The 18,620-nt window shown below is 71.9% G+C and carries 18 protein-coding genes; 15 read left to right on the forward strand and 3 right to left on the reverse strand.

Annotation, left to right across the window (positions count from 1 at the left end; translation table 11 throughout):
* Positions 1-6 precede the first annotated feature (6 nt).
* Together AC4BGE_RS12180 and ygfZ are read left to right on the forward strand one after the other, a co-directional pair.
* Entirely contained in the window at positions 7-444 is a 438-nt protein-coding gene (locus tag AC4BGE_RS12180) for a Fur family transcriptional regulator (RefSeq protein ID WP_490571313.1), read from the forward strand.
* Positions 413-1,360: a CAF17-like 4Fe-4S cluster assembly/insertion protein YgfZ gene (gene ygfZ / locus AC4BGE_RS12185; RefSeq protein ID WP_490575442.1), complete on the forward strand. Its 948-nt coding sequence runs from the start codon at positions 413-415 to the stop codon at positions 1,358-1,360. The genes AC4BGE_RS12180 and ygfZ overlap by 32 nt, the downstream gene beginning before the upstream one ends.
* Before the next feature lie 125 nt (positions 1,361-1,485).
* Here the strand turns inward: ygfZ and mshD are convergent, their stop codons facing one another.
* Together mshD and AC4BGE_RS12195 are read right to left on the reverse strand one after the other, a co-directional pair.
* Positions 1,486-2,289: a mycothiol synthase gene (mshD, locus tag AC4BGE_RS12190; RefSeq protein ID WP_490571311.1), complete on the reverse strand. Its 804-nt coding sequence runs from the start codon at positions 2,287-2,289 to the stop codon at positions 1,486-1,488.
* 23 nt (positions 2,290-2,312) lie between these two features.
* The gene (locus tag AC4BGE_RS12195) at positions 2,313-3,041 is read right to left on the reverse strand and encodes a response regulator transcription factor (RefSeq protein ID WP_490571310.1); all 729 of its coding nucleotides are present in this window, start codon (positions 3,039-3,041) and stop codon (positions 2,313-2,315) included.
* A 42-nt stretch (positions 3,042-3,083) separates the two neighbouring features.
* Between AC4BGE_RS12195 and AC4BGE_RS12200 the strand changes: the two genes are divergently transcribed.
* The 12 genes from AC4BGE_RS12200 to AC4BGE_RS12255 all read left to right on the forward strand — a co-directional run bounded on the left by AC4BGE_RS12200 (position 3,084) and on the right by AC4BGE_RS12255 (position 15,410).
* Positions 3,084-3,398: a MoaD/ThiS family protein gene (locus AC4BGE_RS12200; RefSeq protein WP_490571309.1), complete on the forward strand. Its 315-nt coding sequence runs from the start codon at positions 3,084-3,086 to the stop codon at positions 3,396-3,398.
* Between the two features lie 268 nt (positions 3,399-3,666).
* Positions 3,667-5,823: a carboxypeptidase-like regulatory domain-containing protein gene (locus AC4BGE_RS12205; RefSeq protein ID WP_490575443.1), complete on the forward strand. Its 2,157-nt coding sequence runs from the start codon at positions 3,667-3,669 to the stop codon at positions 5,821-5,823.
* A 122-nt stretch (positions 5,824-5,945) separates the two neighbouring features.
* Positions 5,946-6,461, forward strand: coding sequence for a TlpA family protein disulfide reductase (locus tag AC4BGE_RS12210; protein WP_490575444.1), 516 nt, complete (start codon positions 5,946-5,948; stop codon positions 6,459-6,461).
* A gap of 330 nt (positions 6,462-6,791) precedes the next feature.
* Complete coding sequence (locus tag AC4BGE_RS12215) at positions 6,792-7,241, forward strand: DUF4395 domain-containing protein (RefSeq protein ID WP_490575445.1); 450 nt, start codon at positions 6,792-6,794, stop codon at positions 7,239-7,241.
* A 64-nt stretch (positions 7,242-7,305) separates the two neighbouring features.
* Positions 7,306-8,154, forward strand: a complete 849-nt coding sequence (locus tag AC4BGE_RS12220; protein WP_490571305.1) for a sulfurtransferase — start codon at positions 7,306-7,308, stop codon at positions 8,152-8,154.
* A 1-nt stretch (position 8,155) separates the two neighbouring features.
* Positions 8,156-8,452: a DUF1416 domain-containing protein gene (locus AC4BGE_RS12225; RefSeq protein WP_490575446.1), complete on the forward strand. Its 297-nt coding sequence runs from the start codon at positions 8,156-8,158 to the stop codon at positions 8,450-8,452.
* A 198-nt stretch (positions 8,453-8,650) separates the two neighbouring features.
* Complete coding sequence (locus AC4BGE_RS12230) at positions 8,651-9,937, forward strand: O-acetylhomoserine aminocarboxypropyltransferase/cysteine synthase family protein (RefSeq protein WP_490575447.1); 1,287 nt, start codon at positions 8,651-8,653, stop codon at positions 9,935-9,937.
* Between the two features lie 263 nt (positions 9,938-10,200).
* Positions 10,201-11,652, forward strand: a complete 1,452-nt coding sequence (locus tag AC4BGE_RS12235; protein ID WP_490575448.1) for a hypothetical protein — start codon at positions 10,201-10,203, stop codon at positions 11,650-11,652.
* 169 nt (positions 11,653-11,821) lie between these two features.
* A complete protein-coding gene (gene metX / locus AC4BGE_RS12240; RefSeq protein WP_490575449.1) occupies positions 11,822-12,931 on the forward strand; it encodes a homoserine O-acetyltransferase MetX in 1,110 nt (369 codons plus the stop codon).
* Between the two features lie 134 nt (positions 12,932-13,065).
* Positions 13,066-13,443 (forward strand): hypothetical protein, encoded by a 378-nt coding sequence (locus AC4BGE_RS12245; protein WP_490571300.1) that lies wholly within the window; start codon positions 13,066-13,068, stop codon positions 13,441-13,443.
* Positions 13,440-14,351: a hypothetical protein gene (locus tag AC4BGE_RS12250; protein WP_490575450.1), complete on the forward strand. Its 912-nt coding sequence runs from the start codon at positions 13,440-13,442 to the stop codon at positions 14,349-14,351. Before AC4BGE_RS12245 ends, AC4BGE_RS12250 begins: the two co-directional genes overlap by 4 nt.
* A gap of 111 nt (positions 14,352-14,462) precedes the next feature.
* Positions 14,463-15,410, forward strand: a complete 948-nt coding sequence (locus AC4BGE_RS12255) for a hypothetical protein (RefSeq protein WP_490575451.1) — start codon at positions 14,463-14,465, stop codon at positions 15,408-15,410.
* Between the two features lie 68 nt (positions 15,411-15,478).
* On the opposite strand, the gene AC4BGE_RS12260 is transcribed toward AC4BGE_RS12255, so the two are convergent.
* Positions 15,479-17,044 carry a sulfatase family protein gene (locus tag AC4BGE_RS12260; RefSeq protein ID WP_490575452.1) on the reverse strand — a complete coding sequence of 522 codons (1,566 nt, stop codon included), beginning with the start codon at positions 17,042-17,044 and terminating at the stop codon, positions 15,479-15,481.
* Positions 17,045-17,149: 105 nt separating this feature from the next.
* Between AC4BGE_RS12260 and AC4BGE_RS12265 the strand changes: the two genes are divergently transcribed.
* Positions 17,150-18,619, forward strand: coding sequence for a hypothetical protein (locus AC4BGE_RS12265; protein ID WP_490575453.1), 1,470 nt, complete (start codon positions 17,150-17,152; stop codon positions 18,617-18,619).
* Position 18,620 lies beyond the last annotated feature (1 nt).

Genomic DNA, 18,620 nt, shown 5'->3' on the forward strand with positions numbered 1-18,620 from the left:
CGGGCGATGACGGCGGGCTCCGACCACCTCGCCGAGGCGCTGCGCGGCAGCGGCCTGCGGCTGACCCCGCAGCGCCGGCTGGTGCTGGAGGCCGTCGAGGAGCTCGGCCACGCCACCCCCGACGAGATCCGCGACCAGGTCGGCGGGGCGGCCAACCTCTCCACCGTCTACCGCGCGCTCGACGTGCTCGAGCAGCTCGGCCTGGTCCGGCACACGCACCTCAGCGACCGGGCGCCCACCTACCACTCCGCCCGGGAGTCCGAGCACATCCACCTGGTGTGCCGGAATTGCCGCAAGGTCACCTCGGTTGACCCGGGGGAGGCCGAGGAGTTCCTCGGCCTGCTGCGGGCCCGGCACGGGTTCGTGACCGACGTCGGACACCTGGCGATCTTCGGACGATGTGAGGACTGTGATGAGCACGGCGACGACCAGCCCGTTCCTTGACCTGCCCGGGGCGGTGAGCGGCGACGGTGTCGACGCTCCCGTGGCGGCGCACTACGGCTCCTTCAACGTCGAGCAGCGCACCCTGGCCTCCGGCGACGGGTTCGTGGACCTCTCCCACCGCGACGTCTTCCGGGTCACCGGCCCGGACCGGCTGACCTGGCTCCACTCGCTGACCACCCAGCACCTCGAGGTGCTGCCCCCGCGCACCCCGACGCAGGCGCTGGTGCTGAGCCCGCAGGGGCACGTCGAGCACCACTTCCACGGGGTCGACCACGGCGAGACCTTCGTCGGCCACACCGAGCCGGGCGCCGGCGAGGCGCTGGTGCAGTGGCTGGACCGGATGCGCTTCATGATGCGGGTCGAGGTGACGCTCGCCGACGACCTCGCGGTGATGTGGCGCCCGGCCGGGGGTGGCACCTTCGACCTGGTGCCCCGCGACCAGCTCACGGCGTACGCCGAGGCGGCGGGCCCGGCGTGCGGCCTGTGGGCCTACGACGCGTTGCGCATCGAGCGTGGTGAGCCCCGGTTCGGCGTCGACACCGACCACCGCACGATCCCCAACGAGGTGGGCTGGATCGGCTCCGCGGTGCACCTGGACAAGGGCTGCTACCGCGGCCAGGAGACGGTCGCCCGGGTGCACACCCTGGGCCGTCCGCCGCGCCGGCTGACCCTGCTCCACCTCGACGGCACCGAGAACAGGCTGCCCGAGGCGGGCGCGGAGGTGCGCGAGGGTGACAGGGTCGTGGGCTTCGTCGGCTCCAGCGCCCGGCACCACGAGCTGGGACCGATCGCGCTGGCCGTGGTCAAGCGCAACGTCCCTGTCGACGCCCAGCTGAGCGTGGCCGAGATGCCGGCGACCCAGGAGGTCGTGGTCGACCCGGAGGTCGGGCTGCACGTGCGGCCCAAGCTGCGCTGACCGCCCCTCGACGGGCCCTCGACAGCCCTCGCCGAGCAGTGAGCTCAGCGACCCCTCGACGAGCAGTGAGCTCAGCGACCCCTCGCCGAGCAGTGAGCTCAGCGACCCCTCGACGAGCAGGGAGCTCAGGGGCGGGCGTACATGACGTGCGTGTCCGCGTCGGCGTGCCGGAAGCCGAGCCCGGTGTAGGTCGCCACGGCGGCGGTGTTGTCGGCCTCGACGTAGAGGATGACCTCCGAGACGCCGCGCCTGGCCAGGTGGGCGAGCCCGGTGTGGGTGAGCAGCCGGCCCAGCCCGCGGCCCTGGGCGGCGGGGTCGATCGCGACCACGTAGACCTCGCCCTGCTGGGGCGAGTGCTGCTTGGTCCAGTGGAAGCCGAGCATCCGCCCCTGGGGATCGGTGGCGACGATCAGCCCCTCGGGGTCGAACCACGGCTCGGCCATCCGCAGCGCGAGGTTGTCGGCGTCCATCGCCCCCTGCTCGGGGTGGTGGGCGAAGGCGGCCGCGTTGACGCGCAGCAGCTCGTCGCGGTCGTCGTCGCGCCAGCTGCGCACCACCACGTCGGCCGGCTGGTCCAGGGGGGGCAGCTCCTCGGCGCTGCGGCGCATCACCCACAGGTCGCGGACCCGCTCCCAGCCGTGACGGGCCGCGAGCCGGGCGGCGGCGGGGTGGTTGCCGTGGCTCCAGGCGCGGGAGACCTCGGGATGCTCGGCGAGGGCCTGGACGACCAGGTCGCCGCCCACGCCGTGCCCGCGGGCCGGGGGGTCGACGAGGAGGGCCAGCTCGTGGTCGCGGACCAGGGCGAGGCCGTCGTCGCGGCGCAGCGACCTGACCCGGCCGGTGCGCAACGCCATCAGGGTGGCCTCGTCGAAGGGGGCGACGCCGTCCGCCGCCTCGGCGCGGGAGATCAGGGCCTCGAGGGTGGGCATGGCCCGAGCCTAGGCGAAGGCGCTCAGGAGTCGGCGGTCTCCGGCTCCGTGGAGCCCACCAGGCCGTCGCCACGGCTGGGCAGCACGAAGCGGTAGCCGACGTTGCGCACCGTCCCGATCAGCGTCTCGTGCTCGGGGCCCAGCTTGGCGCGCAGTCGCCGCACGTGGACGTCGACGGTGCGGGTGCCGCCGAAGTAGTCGTAGCCCCACACCTCCTGGAGCAGCTGCTGGCGGCTGAACACCCGGCCGGGGTGCTGGGCCAGGTACTTGAGGAGCTCGAACTCCTTGAAGGTCAGGTCGAGGGGCCGACCGCCGATCCGGGCGGTGTAGGAGGCGTCGTCGACCACGACCTCGCCGGAGCGGATGACGTGGGCGTCGGGGTCGGCGGCGGCGCGGAGGGCCGCGAGGCGGCCGGTGGCCATCCGGATCCGGGCCTCCAGCTCGGCCGGCCCACAGGTGTGGAGCACGACGTCGTCCATGCCCCAGTCGTGGGCGACGACGGCCAGACCACCCTCGGTGACGACGAGCAGCACCGGCACGTCGGCGCCGGTGGTGCGGATCAACCGGCACAGGTCACGGGCCTGGGCGAGGTCCTGGCGTCCGTCGACCAGGACCAGGTCGGCGTCGGGAGCCTCGAGGAGCGCGCTCCCCTCCGCGGGCAGGATCTTCACCGAGTGGGGGAGCAGGGTCAGCCCCGGCAGCACCTCGGCCGAAGGCTGGAGGGCGCTGGTGAGCAGCAGCAGCGTGCCCATGACCACCTCCCCACTCTCGCGACTTGGTGGATGATATCGGTCATGGACGTGCAGACGGGCGACATCGGTCCATCGGCTGGTCACGGTGAGGGCGGCATCACGTTGCGCTACTGGGCCGGTGCCCGGCACGCGGCCGGGGTGGCCAGCGACGTCGTGCCCGCCTCCGAGCCCCTCACCCTCGAGGCGCTGGTGGCCCGCGCGATCGCCCTGCACCCCGAGTCCGACCGGCTGGCAGGCGTGCTGGGCGTGTGCTCGGCGGTGGTCGACGACCGGCCGGTGGGCCGGTCCGCCCCGCACAGCGTGCTGGTCGCGCCGGGGTCGACCGTGGAGTTCCTGCCGCCCTTCGCAGGCGGCTGACGAGCCCGAACCCACGCAAACTCTAGTGCTCGAGATCACTTTACGCCGTGGGTGCAGGATCCCGGCCCCCGCGAAAGTAAAAACGGTTAGCGTGCTCGCCAGGTCGGCATTCGGCTGACCGCGGGTAGAAAGGCACAAGATGGGAACGCAAATCAGTGGCGCCATGCGCCGACTGGTGTCTGCTGGGGCCGCGGGGGCCCTGGTCATGGGGGCTCTCTCGATGGGAGGCGTCCCTGCTTACGCCGCTGAGGACAACCTCCGCGGAACCTTGGTCGACCCGAAGGGCAACCCGGTCGACGGGTACATCGAGGTCTACACCGCCGACGGCGACTACGTCACCACCGACTACGTCGACTTCGGCCGCCTGTCGACCACCGTGCCGGCCAACGGCACCTACAAGGTCTCTTTCGACTCCTACGACGCCCGCCTGCGCAGCGAGTACTACCTCGACCAGACCACCGAGGCCGCGGCCACCCCGATCGCCGTGACCACCGGCGTGGTCCAGATGTCGCCGTGGACGATCGACTACGCCCCGTACGTCACGGGCGCGGTCACCGACGCCGCCGGCCGGCCGCTCGTCGGCGCCAGCGTGGAGGTCTACGAGGCCTCCACCGGCAACTACCTCCGCGAGGAGTACACCCGCAAGGGTGGTGTCTTCGAGGTGGCCACCGGCGAGACCGACGTCAAGCTGCAGATCAGCGCGCCCGGCTTCGCGTCCGAGTGGTTCAACGACCAGGTCTCCCTGGCCACCGCCACCCCCGTCAACGGCGCCGGCGGCGCCAACGTGGGCAACATCGCGCTGACCAAGGGCGCCACCATCTCCGGTGCAGTGACCAGCGACGCCGGCGCCCCCCTCGACCGCATCCGGGTCACGGGCGTCAACTCCGCGACCGGCGCCACCTTCTACGACTACACCGACGCCGCGGGTCTCTACCTGCTCGAGGGCCTCTCGGCCGGCTCCTACGAGATCTCCGTCTCGGACAACGAGATCGGTGAGTACGTGGGCGAGTCCTACAACAACGTGCCGTCGGGCAACGCTCCCAACCTCGTCCCCGCTGCCAAGGACCAGGCCGTGACGGGCATCAACTTCGCCCTCACCCCGCGGGTCGTCGAGCCGGTCACCGGCGTCGACCTCTCCGGCCTGGTCACCGACCAGAACGGCACCCCGCTCGTCGGCGTCAGCGTCTCCGTCAGCAGCACCCCGGCGGACTTCGACGACAGCGTCACCCAGAGCACCTACACCAACCGCAGCGGTGTCTACCAGTTCACCGAGCTGGACGGGATCCCGGACGACGCCATCAAGGTCGCCGCCAACGGCTTCGACGTCCGCGAGAAGAACTCCACGGGCATCGACGGCTTCGGCGCCCTCGGCGCCTGGTACGGCGGCACCGAGTCGTTCGAGAACGCCACCGCGATCCCGACGGCCGGTTTCCCCTCCACGGCCAACATCCAGCTCGTCCGCACGGGCGGCGTCACCGGCACCGTGACCTCCGAGACCGGAGAGCCCCTCATGGGCGCCGGCGTCACCTTCTACGACGAGGACGGCGACTCCGTCGAGGGCGTCTCGATCGAGTCCGACGGCACCTACAAGATCTCCAGCCTGCGCCCGGGCACCTACACGGTCTCCTTCTGGGGCGAGGACCACGTGGGCGAGTTCTGGAACGGCACCGTCCGCAGCAAGGCGACCAAGGTCGTCGTGCCCTCGGCCACGCGCGTGGGCGGCATCGACGCCTCGCTGACCAAGTCGCTGGTCGCCATCGACCGGCCGACCATCGCCGGTGACGCGCTGGTGGGCTCGACCCTCACCGCCGACCCGGGCGTGTGGAACGCCATGGGCCGCGCCAAATTCAGCTACGAGTGGCTGGCCGACGGCGTCGCCGTGGCCTCGGGTCCGAGCCTGGCCCTGACCGCTGCGCACTTCGGCAAGACCATTGCCGTCCGCGTGGGCAACCGCGTCGAGGCCTACGACAAGGTCTACTCCGGTATCGCGGTCAGCGACTCCACCGTGGCCGTCAAGTCCGGGACCTCCACCAAGGCCAAGGCCAAGAAGGGCAAGGTCGCGGTCAAGGTCTCGGCGCCGTCCATCGCTGCCTCGGCCGTCGACGGCAAGGTGGCCATCAAGCTGGTCATCAACAAGAAGAAGATGGTCAACGTCGGCTCCGCCAAGGTGAAGAACGGCAAGGCCAACGTCAAGATCGCCAAGGTCCTCAGCTCCAAGAAGTTCAAGAAGGCCATGAAGAAGCTGAAGGGCAAGAAGGCGAAGAAGGCCAAGGTCGCCTTCGTCTTCAACGGCAAGAACTTCGTCGAGTCCAAGTCCACCGTCTCGAAGCAGAAGCTCGAGAAGGCCAACAAGGGCAAGGCCGGCAACAAGGGCAACAAGGGCAAGAAGAACAAGAAGAAGAAGGGCAAGAAGGGCAAGAAGTGACCTTCTGATCCTCAGGAGGCCCTGTCCCGGCGTTGCCGGGGCGGGGCCTTCTGGCATTTCCGCCGGGCCGGGGCCCGGACGGGCGGGGAATGGTCGGCCCGGGTGGCGGTGTTGACGCCGACGTGACGACCGGACAGTGGGTGCTGCTCATCGCCGTGGCCGCCGCGGCGGCGTTCGCCGGGTGGCGCGCCTGGAGCGACGGCCGCTGGCGCCACGCCCCGGCCCCCCGAGACGCGGACGACGAGGCGCCCCGGGCGGCACGCCGGGAGTCCGGGACGGTGCCGGAGTCCTCGGAGGAGCAGGCCGTCTCCCTGCTCGCCGGCACCGACCTCACCGACGCGCTGGGGGAGCGCGCCACGCTGCTCCAGTTCTCCAGCGCCTTCTGCGCCCCCTGCCGGGCGACCCGCCGTACCCTGGCCGAGGTCGCCGAGTCGATGAGCGACGTCGCCCACGTCGAGGTCGACGCCGAGTCCCACCTGGAGCTGGTGCGCCGCGTCAAGGTGATGCGCACGCCCACCACGCTGGTCCTGGACGGCCAGGGGCGCGAGGTGGCCAGGGCCGCCGGCGTGCCGACCCGGGAGCAGGTACGGGGCGTGCTCGCACGGCTCGGGCCGAGCGGTCCCCGCGAGCCGGCCTGACCAATATGTGGACGCCCATTCCGCATGGTGAGATGCGCATTTCTGCTCCGCGCCGCCTGCACCTAGTCTCGTCACCATGAGCTCGACCTGGTTGACGAAGCGGCGCGCAGTGGATCACTGCCGCATGCGCTCGTCCCTCTGTCGAATGTCCTGAGGGGCCGACCCCACACTCGCTGCGCCCGGCCGTCCGGCCGCTCCCGCAGTCCGTCGCCCCCGCGCCGTGCGCCGCTCCGCGGCTCCGGCCCGTCTGCCGTGAGAGATCCGGCCGGCGTGCAGCCATGCAGTGACAAGGCAGTGACCAGGCTCAGTCGAGCAGGACAGGACCACCCCATGAGCACCCAGATCGATCCGCGCGGCCCGCGCTTCGCCGCCGCGCTCACCACGGTCGTCCTGGCCGCGGTGCTGCTGACGGCGCCCGGGCCGGTGGCCACCGCGCTGCTCGCCGTCCAGGCCCTGGTCTTCGCGGTCGGGGCGCTGCGCGGCGTCCAGCACACGCCGTACGCCTGGCTCTTCGGCAGCCTGGTCCGGCCGCGGCTCGCCGCTCCGGCTCACCTCGAGGACGCCGCGCCCCCGCGCTTCGCCCAGACCGTCGGTCTCGCGTTCACCGTGGTCGGCCTGGTCGGGCTGCTCTCCGGCCTCACCGTCCTGGGCCTGGTCGCCACCGGCTTCGCGCTGGCCGCGGCGCTGCTCAACGCGGTCGTCGGGTTCTGCCTGGGATGCGAGCTCTACCTGGTCGGCCGCCGGCTGGGCCTCGGCTCCGGCGCCCCCCACCCCTCCTGACCCCCGTCCACACGCTCCACCAGCACGTCGAGAAGCACACCCCACCGAAAGAGAGAAGCAACCCATGAGCCGCGAAGACTCCCTCGTCACCGTGCAGTGGGTCGAGGACAACCTCGACACCCCCGGCATCGTCCTGATCGAGGTCGACGAGGACACCTCCGCCTACGACAAGGGCCACATCCGCAACGCGATCAAGCTCGACTGGACCACCGACCTGCAGGACCAGGTGCGTCGCGACTTCGTCGACAAGGCGGGCTTCGAGAAGCTGCTCTCCGAGCGTGGCGTCAGCAACGACGACACCGTGGTGCTCTACGGCGGCAACAACAACTGGTTCGCGGCCTACGCCTACTGGTACTTCAAGCTCTACGGCCACCGCGACGTCAAGCTGATGGACGGCGGCCGCAAGAAGTGGGAGCTCGACTCCCGCGAGCTGGTCCAGGAGGTCCCGACCCGGGCGCAGACCACCTACACCGCCACCGAGCAGGACCGGTCGATCCGGGCCTTCCGCGACGACGCGGTCGCCGCGATCGGCGTGCAGAACCTGATCGACGTGCGCAGCCCCGACGAGTACGCCGGCCGCCTGCTCGCCCCGGCCCACCTGCCGCAGGAGCAGTCCCAGCGCGCCGGCCACATCCCGACCAGCCTCAACGTGCCGTGGAGCAAGAACTGCAACGACGACGGCACCTTCAAGTCCGACGAGGACCTGCGCAAGCTCTACGACGAGGTCGGCATCGACGACTCCTTGGACACCATCGCGCTGTGCCGCATCGGTGAGCGCTCCTCGCTGACCTGGTTCGTCCTCCAGGAGCTGCTCGGCTTCAAGAACGTCAAGAACTACGACGGCTCCTGGACCGAGTACGGCTCCCTCGTCGGCGTGCCGATCGCTCTCGGCGACCAGCCCGGGGAGGCCTGAGATGTGCGGAGCGACTGAGGGCGGCCTCTCCCTGGACGGCGTCAACGTCGCCAAGGAGGCCGTGATCCAGGGGCAGGTCACCCGCGGCGGCGAGCCGGTCGGCTCGGCCTACGTGCGCCTGCTCGACGCCGCCGGCGAGTTCACCGCCGAGGTCCCGACCTCGGCCAGCGGCCACTTCCGGTTCTTCGCCAAGGACGGCGACTGGACGCTGCGCACGCTGGCCCCCAAGGCCGACCCGGTGGACCGCACGGTCCGCGCCCAGATCGGCGAGGTGGCCGAGATCGCCATCGCCGTCTGACCCTCGACGACGCCCCTTCTCGGGGAGGCGTCACGCGAGCCCCCGAGCCCCTCGCCGCCGCCGGCGGGTGGGCCGGGGGCTCGCGACGTCACCCGATCCGTGGACGGCCGGCGCCCCGGCAGCCCCAAATGTCTACTGTTCTGCTCTAGTTTGAGCAGCAGTCACGAGCACCCACGCAGCACCCGACAGGAGCACCACATGACCTACCGCCCCGAGACCCTCGCCGTGCACGCCGGACAGGAGGAGGCCGACCCGACGACCAACGCCCGCGCGGTGCCGATCTACCAGACGACCTCCTACGTCTTCAACGACACCGAGCACGCGGCCAACCTGTTCTCCCTCGCCGAGCCGGGCAACATCTACACCCGGATCATGAACCCGACCCAGTCGGTCTTCGAGGACCGGATCAACCAGCTCGAGGGCGGCGTCGGGGCGCTCGCGACGGCCAGCGGCTCGGCGGCCACGACGTACGCCGTGCTCAACCTGACCTATGCCGGCGACAACATCGTGGCGCTCTCCACCCTCTACGGCGGCACCTACGCGCTCTTCGCCCACACCCTGCCGCAGTTCGGCATCGAGGTGCGCTTCGTCGACCCGGAGAAGCCCGAGGAGCTGGCCAAGCACGTCGACGAGAAGACCAAGCTGGTCTTCGGCGAGACCGTCGGCAACCCCAAGATCAACGTCATCGACATCCCGGCCTGGTCCGAGGCGGCACACGCCGCGGGCCTGCCGCTGATCATCGACAACACCGCGCCGACTCCCTACCTGGTGCGCGCGCTCGAGCAGGGCGCCGACGTGGTGGTGCACTCGGCGACCAAGTACATCGGCGGCCACGGCACCTCCATCGGCGGCGTCATCGTCGACGCGGGGAAGTTCGACTGGGCAGCGCACTCCGACCGGTTCCCGGGGCTGACCAAGCCGGACCCGGCCTACCACGGTGCGGTCTGGACCGAGGCCGCCGGACCGGCGGCCTACATCATCCGGGCCCGCACGGTGCTGCTGCGCAACACCGGCGCCGCGATCACCCCGATGAACTCCTGGCTCTTCCTCCAGGGTCTCGAGACGCTGCACCTGCGGATGGAGCGGCACAGCGACAACGCGCTCAAGGTCGCACAGTTCCTCGAGGGCCACGACGCGGTCTCCTGGGTGAGCTACCCGGGCCTGGAGTCCAGCGCCTACAAGGAGGTCGCGGACCGCACCTTCACCGGCAAGGGTTACGGCGGCCTGCTGAGCTTCGGCCTCAAGTCGGGGCGCGAGGGCGGCAAGACGTTCATCGAGTCGCTGGGGCTCTTCAGCCACCTGGCCAACATCGGCGACGCCAAGTCGCTGGCCATCCACAACGCCACCACCACCCACAGCCAGCTGACGCCCGAGGAGCTCGAGGCCGCCGGCGTGCCGGAGGACATGGTGCGTCTCTCGATCGGCATCGAGAACGTCGAGGACCTCATCGCCGACCTGGAGCAAGCGCTGGCTGCTGCCAAGTGAGCACTGCCGACCTGCGCCGGTCCGGCTGACCCTGCGCCGGTCCGGCTGACGCTGCGCCGGTCCGGGTGACCCTGCGCCGGTCGAGCTCGTCGAGACCACGGGCCGTCCCCACCTCCTGGGGGCGGCCCGTCGTCGTTCCCCGGATGTTTCGGATCGCTCACGCGTCCCCAGTTCTGGGCCTACCGGACCGTAGGTTGCGCCCCTAGGGTGAAGGGGTGCCGTCTTGGCAGGGACGGCGCGCTGGTCTTGGGAAGGGCCCCGCCATGAGCGCACGCGTCCTCAGGTACGTCCGCCCTCTGATCGCGGTCGCCCTGGTGGCCCTGGTCTCCGGGATGCTCCACCTCACGGCGACCTCGGGTGCCGGGGCGACCACGGTCCCGACGCCCAGCGACCCCACGCCCAGCGAGGGGCCGATCTACCTCAAGGGCTGGGTGAAGGCGGGGGACGGAGGATGGAGCCCCTACGTCGACAACCCCTCCCTGACGCTGTGGGCCCGGGAGGGCGGCACCGGCCCGTGGCAGCCGCGTCACGAGCTGCGCAGCTACAACGACGGGCTCTTCCACAGCGATCCCCTGGAGCCGGGGACCTACCGCCTCGAGGTGCGGGCGGAGGGCTGGATCTCCGAGTTCCATCCCGACGCGGTCACGGTCGAGGAGGCGCAGGACATCGTCCTGACCGGTCCCGGCACCTACAACGTCTACCCCGAGCTGCGGCGCGGCGCCCGCGTGCTGGGTGGGCGTCTCACGGTGCGCGGGGAGCCGGTGCGGGTCACGGACGCGGTGGTCTCGCAGGTGCGGGACGACGGCTCGCTGGTCTACAGCTCGAGCACGGTCACCGACGAGGACGGCGCGTGGTCGGTCCGGGTGGACTCCGGGCGCTACCAGGTGCGCTTCGGGCAGCAGCTCCCCGCGGCCGACCCGGTGTGGCTGGGGACCGCCGGGACGCGCACCACCGTCGAGGTGTCCACGCAGGACCTGACGCAGGTCGACCTCGACCTCCGGGGAGGGGTGCTCCAGGGACAGGTCGCCGAGGACGGGGGGAGCCGCGTCGCCGACGTGCTGCTCGAGACCTGGGGGCCCGGCCCGGGGACGACGTCGTGCGTCGAGGCCGGGGTGCTGCCGCTCCGCACGGAGGGCCGCTTCTCGGTGGTGGGACTCCGGGCAGGTACGTACTTCGCCAGCTCCCGCCCCCTCTATCCGGACGGGCCCTTCGAGGCGACGATGCCCGGCGGCCTGCCCTACCGTCCCTGCGGCGAGGGGTACGACGGGGTCGGCGTGCTCGTCGACGAGGACCGCGCCGCCTTCGTGGAGATCGAGCCGCGGCGCGTGGGGTCGTCGCCCAGCCCCAGCATCGACCCCAGCCCCAGCCCCAGCCCCAGTCCCAGCACCGACCCGAGTCCCAGCACCGACCCGAGCCCGACGGCGGGTCCGAGCCCGACGTTCGACCCGACGCCGTCGCCCGTCGACGGTCCGCTCCCGTTCGTCCTGGGGATCCCCAGGGTGGGCGGGGTGCTGGTGGGCCTGCCGTGGCCCCGCCCGGGGTGGACGGTCGCCCGCCAGTGGCTCCGGGACGGGAAGCCCGTCCCCGGAGCGACCGGCACGCTCCACGTCGTGCGCAAGGCCGACCGGGGCACGACGCTCTCGTTCCGCGTCACCTACTCACGAGCGGGCCAGCAGCCGTCCGTCGTGACCAGTCGCGGGGTGCGGGTGCGATGACGTCCCCGCTTCTCGCTGCCCTGAGGACCCGCCCACCGCCGGGGTGGTCGTCGGCACCGTCACCGGCGAGGCTCAACGTGTTCCGGCAGGACGTCGCGGCGGTGCGCTGAGGGGTCGCACCCCTGACCAGCCGCGGGGTGCTGATCGGCTGAGCAAGTAGGGTCGCCGCGTGAGCGGCACCCTTGGCTACGTGGAGACCCAGCGCGCCGTCGTGGCCTCCGAGACCGACCCGCTGCACCTGCGTGGCGGCGGCCGGCTCGACCACGTCGAGGTCGCCTACGAGGCCTACGGCAAGCTGTCGCCGGCCCGCGACAACGTGGTCTTCGTCTGTCACGCCCTGACCGGTGACGCCAACGCCGCCGGGATGCACGTGGGCGCGAAGAAGCGCGGCTGGTGGGACAACCTGATCGGGCCCGGCAAGCCGGTCGACACCGACCGCTTCTTCGTGGTCAGCCCCAACCTGCTGGGCGGCTGCTCGGGGACGACCGGGCCGCTGTCGATCGACCCGGCGACCGGGTCGCCGTACTTCCTGGACTTCCCGCTGCTGCACATGAGCGACCTGGTCCAGGTGCACCGTCGGCTGCTGCGCCACCTGGGGGTGACCAGGCTGTACGCCGGGGTGGGCGGCTCGCTCGGCGGCATGCAGGTGCTGCAGTGGGCGATCGACGCACCCGACGAGCTCGACCGGGCGGTGGTGGTCGCTGCCTCATCCCGGCTCACCCCCGAGAACATCGCCTTCTCCGCGGTGGCGCGGGAGGCGATCATGGGCGACCCCGACTTCCACGGCGGGCGGTACGCCGAGCACGGCGTCACCCCGCGGCGCGGGCAGAAGGTGGCGCGGATGATGGCGCACATCACCTACGTCTCGGGGCAGTCGCTGGAGCGCAAGTTCGGCCACCGGCGCGACCGCACCGGCGACGACTGGACGCTGGCTCCCGACTTCGCCGTCGAGCACTACCTGCAGCACCAGGGGGAGACGTTCCTCGACCGGTTCGACGCGCTGAGCTACCTCTACCTGACCCGGCTGCTCGACTACTTCGACCCCTTCGGCGACCCGGCGACGGCCGAGGCGCTGGCCCGGACGACCGCGCGGTTCCAGGTGACGTCGTTCGACTCCGACTGGCGTTTCGACACCGCGCAGGCGGAGCGGATGGTCGAGCGGCTGCGCGCCTGCGGGGTCGACGTCGACTTCGCGGAGATCGCCTCGCCGCACGGGCACGACTCCTTCCTGCTGCAGCCGCCGGGCTACCACGAGCGGGTGGCGGCCTTCCTGGCCTGAGCCGCCCCGCCCCTCGCCTCCTCGTTCCAGCGGTTGAGATGTGTCAGGAGCCGGGTTTGGGACGACGCGGCGGGGGTCATCTTCCGCTCGGCGGCGCGTTCCGGCCGCCTGGGGGAGGGAACGGGGGAGGCAATATGCGGGAGATCCTGATCGGGCGCAACGACGTGGTCCGGGAGGTGCGGGACTGGCAGCACGTCGTCGCCCTGATGACCGAGACGTCGGGCGACTTCGGGTCCGCGAACACCGGAGCGCTACCGCCCCGCGTGCAGGCCGTCGGGCAGGAGTTCGCCGCGGCCTGGGCGGTCTACGCCAAGGAGGCCGCCGACGACGCGGGCGACATCGTCACGGCGCTCGAGGAGACGCTGCGCGACTTCGACACCACCGACGGCCACCTCGCGCAGACCTTCACCCAGCTCGCCGTCGCCTGCCCGGGCGAGCCGCCCACCCCGCCGGAGCCGCCGGCGATGCCGGCCTCGCCCGGCCTCGCCTCACGACTGGGCCCGCTGCCGTGACCACCGCGAGCGTCGAGATCGCGATGCCCGTCTCCCGGCCCGAGCCGCTCTTCAAGCCCGAGGGCGACCCGGCCGGCATCGATGCCCTCGCCGGCGTCGTGCTGGAGGCGGCCGGCCGGTTCGACGAGTTCTCGGATGAGTCCGCGCAGTTCGGGCGGATGCGCGGGTGGGGCGGCGACAGCAGCGCCGAGTACGTGCGCAAGTCCAAGCGCGTCGCGGTCCGGGCCGGCCGGATGCGCAACACCCTCAAGCGGAGCGGGCGGGTGCTGATCGCCTGCGCCGACCGGCTGCGCAACCACCAGCGCACCTACGACCAGCACGTGGAGCGCAAAGGGCGGCTCGACGACCGGGTCGCCGCGCTCGCCGCCGAGATCAACGGTGCCGGGACGGTCACCCCCGAGCAGGTCCAGGCGTTCCAGGCTCGCGCCGAGGAGCTCGACCGCATGTACCAGGCCCTGGTCGAGGACGACCGTGCCCTGGCCGAGCTGGCGACCAGCAACGAAGAGCTCCTGGTCGACACCCTCGACTCCGCCACCGACCGCGACGACGTGACCGCGGTCGACGGCGGCCGTCCCGAGATCGCCCAGCGCGCGATGGCCAAGAAGGGCGCCCCGGGCGACGACAGCTCCCCGGCGGAAGTCCGGGAGTGGTGGCGCGGGCTCTCCGCCGACGAGCGCCGCGCCGTGGTGGCGTCGTACTCCCACCTGGTCGCCGGCGCGGAGGGGCTGCCTCCCGAGGTGCGGGAGCGGGCCGACCGGATCCGCGACGAGTCGGTCACCACCCGGCTGGCGGCGAAGACCGCTGACGGCACGGTCGGCCAGGGCGAGGTCGAGCGGCTGGCCAGGCTCGAGCGCGAGGCCGCCCGGGAGTCGCGGGAGCAGGCCGAGTCTCGCGCGGCGGGACGCTGAGGCACCACCCGGTCTCCCCAGCCGGTGCTCCGGCTTCCCGCCACGTGGGTCGTGCACAGGTGGGCGGCGGCAGACCGCGCGATCCCCTCTGCTCTCCATGACGCTCCTGTCATGGAACGAGACGATTGGCGCCCGGTCTGCCGGCCGGCCACGGTCGCGCCGCCGGTGCCACTGGACCCCTCAGGCGTCCACGGCCCGACCCGCGGGCAGGCGCGAGGCAGGAAGTGGCGGAGGGTGGGCGGCGGCTTCTACGTGCCGGCCGAGGTGCCCCGGACCCCGGAGCAACGAGCCGCCGAGGTGGCGCCGGCACTGCCGCCCGGTGGGCTGGTCACGGGCTGGGCGAGCCTGAGGCTCGCCGGCGGCGGATTCTTCGACGGACTCTCCGCCGACGGCTCTTCGTGGCTGCCGGTGCCGATCCGCATCCCGCACGCATACCGCCGGGCAGTGCCCGGGGCCAGGACGATCCGTACGACGGCCCCCGCTCCCGGGTGCCGGCGGCAGTCGATCCCGTGCAGCGACGTGGAGACGGCGGTGCTCGACGAGATGATGCTCGCCCCGCACGACCGGGCGGCCGTGGTGGTGATGGACATGGTCCTGGCGGCGGGCCTGACCAGCTCGGCCCGGGTGCGCGCCCGCCTCGACGACGACGTACGCCGACGTGGCACCCGCCGGGCCAGATGGGCCCTGGGGCTGGCCCGGGAGGGCAGCGCCTCTCCCCGGGAGACCGCGATGAGACTGGTCTGGCAGCTGGACGCCGGGCTGGGGGAGCCGCTGCTCAACGCGCGGGTGATCGACCCGGCGGGGCGGCTGGTGGGCGTCGCCGACCTCCTGGCCCCCGAGCTCGGGGTCGCGGGGGAGTACGACGGCGCCCTGCACCGCTCCCGCTCCCGTCACCGGTCCGACGTCGACCGGGCGGAGCGCTTCCGCGCCGTCGGGCTGGAGACCTTCACCGTGGTGGCGGGGGACAGCACCCAGGTCCAGGTGCGCCGGATGCTGGCCGCCGTGGAGCGGGCCAGGTCGTCGTCCCAGGCCCGGCGCTGGCGGGTGGTGGAGCGGTGAGGGGAAGCAAAAGCACCATGTCGGCGCTGCCGACGGTGCTTACGCTTCCCGCCACGGCTGGGCTGAGGTCAGCGCGGGCCGGGCACCTTCCCGAAGGTCCGGTTGCAGGCCGCGCCGGCGCAGCGCATCAGCCGGGTGGCCCGCTTGTCGAGCGCGGCGACCGTACGCCGGTACTTCGGCGCCCGGGCGACGTTGCGCATCTCCCAGGGGTCCCGGGCGTGGTCGAAGAGCAGCCGCTCGCCGGTGTTGACGTCGCGGGCGTAGGCGTAGCGGTCGGTGCGGACGCCGCGCAGGCCCCAGCCCTTCCAGCGCAGGTTGCGGTGCTTGCGCGGCTTGTACTTGTCGCCGGTCTGGATCAGCGTGGTGTCGCGCCACGGCTGGGTGCCGCCGAGCAGGGTGCGCTTGAAGGAGACCCCGTCGACGTCGAGGCGCGGCTTGACCGAGCCGAGGTCGGCCATGGTGGCGACCAGGTCGACGAGGGTGACCTGGAGGTCGGAGGTGGCGCCGGCCGGGACACCGGGGCCGGTGGCCACCAGCGGGACCAGCAGCGCCTCCTGGACCAGGTTGTTCTTCTTGTGCAGGCGCCGCTCGCCGAGGCTGAAGCCGTTGTCGGAGGTGAAGATGACGTAGGTGTTGTCGGCCTCGCCGGCTTCGTCGAGCCGGGCGAAGAGGCTGGCCACGGCGTCGTCGACCGACTGCAGCGAGCGCACCCGCGCCTCCCAGCGCTTCTGGACCTTGCGGGTGTTGATCCGCTGCTTGACCGCGATCTTGCGGGGCAGGCCGCCCTCGACCTTGCGGTTGAAGGAGGGCGCCTTGATGGGGGGCGCCACCTTGTTGACGGGGTAGTCGGCGTGCCGCTTGGCGGGGGGTGGGTCGACCAGCCCGCCGGGGCCGTACTGCTGGCGCTCGTGCGGCCCGATGTGGTTGGAGAGCAGCAGGAACGGCTTGTCGGCGGCCGCCATCTTGCGCACCGCGTCGTCGGTCTTCTCCGCGATCCGGTCGGTGACGTAGTCGTCGCGCCACTGCTCGTTGCCGAAGAAGCGGAAGCGGTAGTAGTCGGTGGGGTTGCCGGTGATCGGCTCCCACACGTGCCAGCCGGGGTCGCGGGGGCTGTCGTGCTCGTAGCCGTTGGCGTGCTTGCCGATGAAGGCGGTGTTGTAGCCCTGCTCGGCGAACCAGGTGCCGATGGTGTTCTTGGTCTTGATGCGGCCGTAGCCGCCGTACTTCGACTCGTTGTGGCGCACGCCGTTGTTCTGCGCGTACTGCCCGGTCAGCAGCTCGGCGCGGGCCGGGCAGCAGAGCGGGTGCGGGGAGATGGCGTCGGTGAAGGCCAGGCCGCGCTCGCGCATCAGCGCCTGGGTCTTGGGCATCTCGTCGAGCTCGTCGGCGCGCATGTCGTCGGTGAGGACCATGACGATGTTGGGGCGGTCGTCGCTGCCGTCACCGGCCTCGAGCCGGGAGGAGTCGATGGTGGCGTAGGGCAACAGGTCGCCGGCCTCGCGGGCCGATGACCCCGCGGTGGGCTCCGGATCGCTCGGCTCGGCGGCGCCGGCGCAGCCGGCGAGCCCCTGGAGGAGCAGCGTCGCACCGAGCGACACCGCCATCGTCTGTCGCAGTCGCCGAGCCAGATGCATACGGGCGATCCTGCCATCGCGGTGGTCAGAGGGTTTCCCGAGGTGCGCAACGGGGCAGGAGGGGCGCGCAGGGACGAGCGTGCGCGGAACGGATGCGGGAGAGACATGGAGCAAGGTCGTACGACGGGGAGCAAGGTGGCGCTCGGAGCCGTCGTCTTCGTGGTGGTGGCGGTGATCGTGGCGGCGCTGGCGGTCTCGATCACCAGTCGGGGGAGCGGGTCCGACGACGAGGCCGGGGGCGGCGAGGGCGGCGGCGCGACGACCGCGCAGCCCATCGAGGAGACCCCGGCCCCCGAGCCGGTGATGATCGGCGACAACCCGGCCGTCCAGGCGTGCGCGCTGCTGCCGGTGGAGGTGGTCGAGGCAGCGACCAAGCCGATGTCGCCCCGCGGCTACGTCACCCAGCGGATCCAGTCGGTCCCGGTGTCGAACCAGGAGGTGAAGCGGATCTCCCGGACGGTCGGTGAGAGCGTCGACACCAGCTGCCGCTACCTCTACAACGACCACGACCTCGACCCGAAGCGCAAGAACTCCACGCTGCTCCAGGTGGACGTGCGCAACTTCGCCGACGCCGAGACCGTGGCGAAGAAGATGCGCCGCACCGAGCGGTCGGGGACCGGCAAGGAGCTGGCCTACCTGCGGCGCACCAACGCCGAGCAGTGGATCATCGACCTCGAGATCGACAGCGCCAAGCGGTCCGGCGGCGTGCCGGTCAAGGGGCTCGACGGGGTGCTCCACGTGAAGGGCGGCCGCAAGTTCGTGGTCGGGCACGGCCACGCCATGGTCTCGGTCTCCCTGGGGACCTCCGACATCAGCACTTTCACGCCCCCGCCGCTGACGCCGAAGGAGTACCGCCAGCAGGTGCCGGTGATGAAGCAGCTCTTCGCCACGATCGCGGAGCGCATCGCCGACCCGGCGATCGCCGGGCAGCCGCTGCCCACCAGCCTCGACGGCTCGACGGAGTCGCCCGAGGGGATCGCCTGGCTGGAGCCGTGCGAGGTGCTCACGCCCGAGATCTTCGAGGAGGTCTTCGGCAAGGCGGAGACCGACCAGCCCGAGGTGATGTCGCTGCCGCGCTCCCCCGAGGAGCGCCGCGCGATCGGGTCTGAGCCGTTCACCCAGGTGTCGTCCAGCTCGTGCACCCGCCAGGTCAGCGAGAGGAACGCCCGGGGGGACATCGGCTACACCGCAGACCTGACCGTGGAGATCCGCTTCGCCCAGGACGCCGTGGAGGCCCTGGAGGTGCTCGCGGCCCACTTCGTGCGGACGACGTACCCGCAGCATCTGTGGGACGAGGTGACGATCGACCAGGCCAGGGTGATCGGCCTGGTCGATCAGCTCGACGGGACGGCCGCCGACGTGGCCTACCTCTTCGACGACAGCAAGCTCAAGGGCGACACCCGGAAGGCCTACTTCACCGTCGGGCCCTACGAGGTGGCGCTCACCGGGCTCGGGCCCCAGGGGAAGAAGGGCCTGCTCGACTACAAGCCGCACACCGCGGAGCAGTACCGGACGGCGACCGACCTGCTGGCCGAGCGCGTCCGCGAGCTCTCGGGTCTCGACGCGGAGGAATGAG

It is taken from the genome of Nocardioides sp. Z50_6 (genome assembly GCF_058215755.1).

Coding starts and splice junctions, on each gene's coding strand:
- AC4BGE_RS12225 (WP_490575446.1), top strand. CDS start 8,156: ATGTGCGGAGCGACTGAGGGCGGCCTCTCCCTGGACGGCGTCAACGTC.
- AC4BGE_RS12265 (WP_490575453.1), top strand. CDS start 17,150: ATGGAGCAAGGTCGTACGACGGGGAGCAAGGTGGCGCTCGGAGCCGTC.
- AC4BGE_RS12215 (WP_490575445.1), top strand. CDS start 6,792: ATGAGCACCCAGATCGATCCGCGCGGCCCGCGCTTCGCCGCCGCGCTC.
- AC4BGE_RS12195 (WP_490571310.1), bottom strand. CDS start 3,041: ATGGGCACGCTGCTGCTGCTCACCAGCGCCCTCCAGCCTTCGGCCGAG.
- ygfZ (WP_490575442.1), top strand. CDS start 413: ATGAGCACGGCGACGACCAGCCCGTTCCTTGACCTGCCCGGGGCGGTG.
- AC4BGE_RS12235 (WP_490575448.1), top strand. CDS start 10,201: ATGAGCGCACGCGTCCTCAGGTACGTCCGCCCTCTGATCGCGGTCGCC.
- AC4BGE_RS12180 (WP_490571313.1), top strand. CDS start 7: ATGACGGCGGGCTCCGACCACCTCGCCGAGGCGCTGCGCGGCAGCGGC.
- AC4BGE_RS12260 (WP_490575452.1), bottom strand. CDS start 17,044: ATGCATCTGGCTCGGCGACTGCGACAGACGATGGCGGTGTCGCTCGGT.
- AC4BGE_RS12230 (WP_490575447.1), top strand. CDS start 8,651: ATGACCTACCGCCCCGAGACCCTCGCCGTGCACGCCGGACAGGAGGAG.
- AC4BGE_RS12245 (WP_490571300.1), top strand. CDS start 13,066: ATGCGGGAGATCCTGATCGGGCGCAACGACGTGGTCCGGGAGGTGCGG.
- AC4BGE_RS12200 (WP_490571309.1), top strand. CDS start 3,084: ATGGACGTGCAGACGGGCGACATCGGTCCATCGGCTGGTCACGGTGAG.
- AC4BGE_RS12255 (WP_490575451.1), top strand. CDS start 14,463: ATGGAACGAGACGATTGGCGCCCGGTCTGCCGGCCGGCCACGGTCGCG.
- mshD (WP_490571311.1), bottom strand. CDS start 2,289: ATGCCCACCCTCGAGGCCCTGATCTCCCGCGCCGAGGCGGCGGACGGC.
- AC4BGE_RS12220 (WP_490571305.1), top strand. CDS start 7,306: ATGAGCCGCGAAGACTCCCTCGTCACCGTGCAGTGGGTCGAGGACAAC.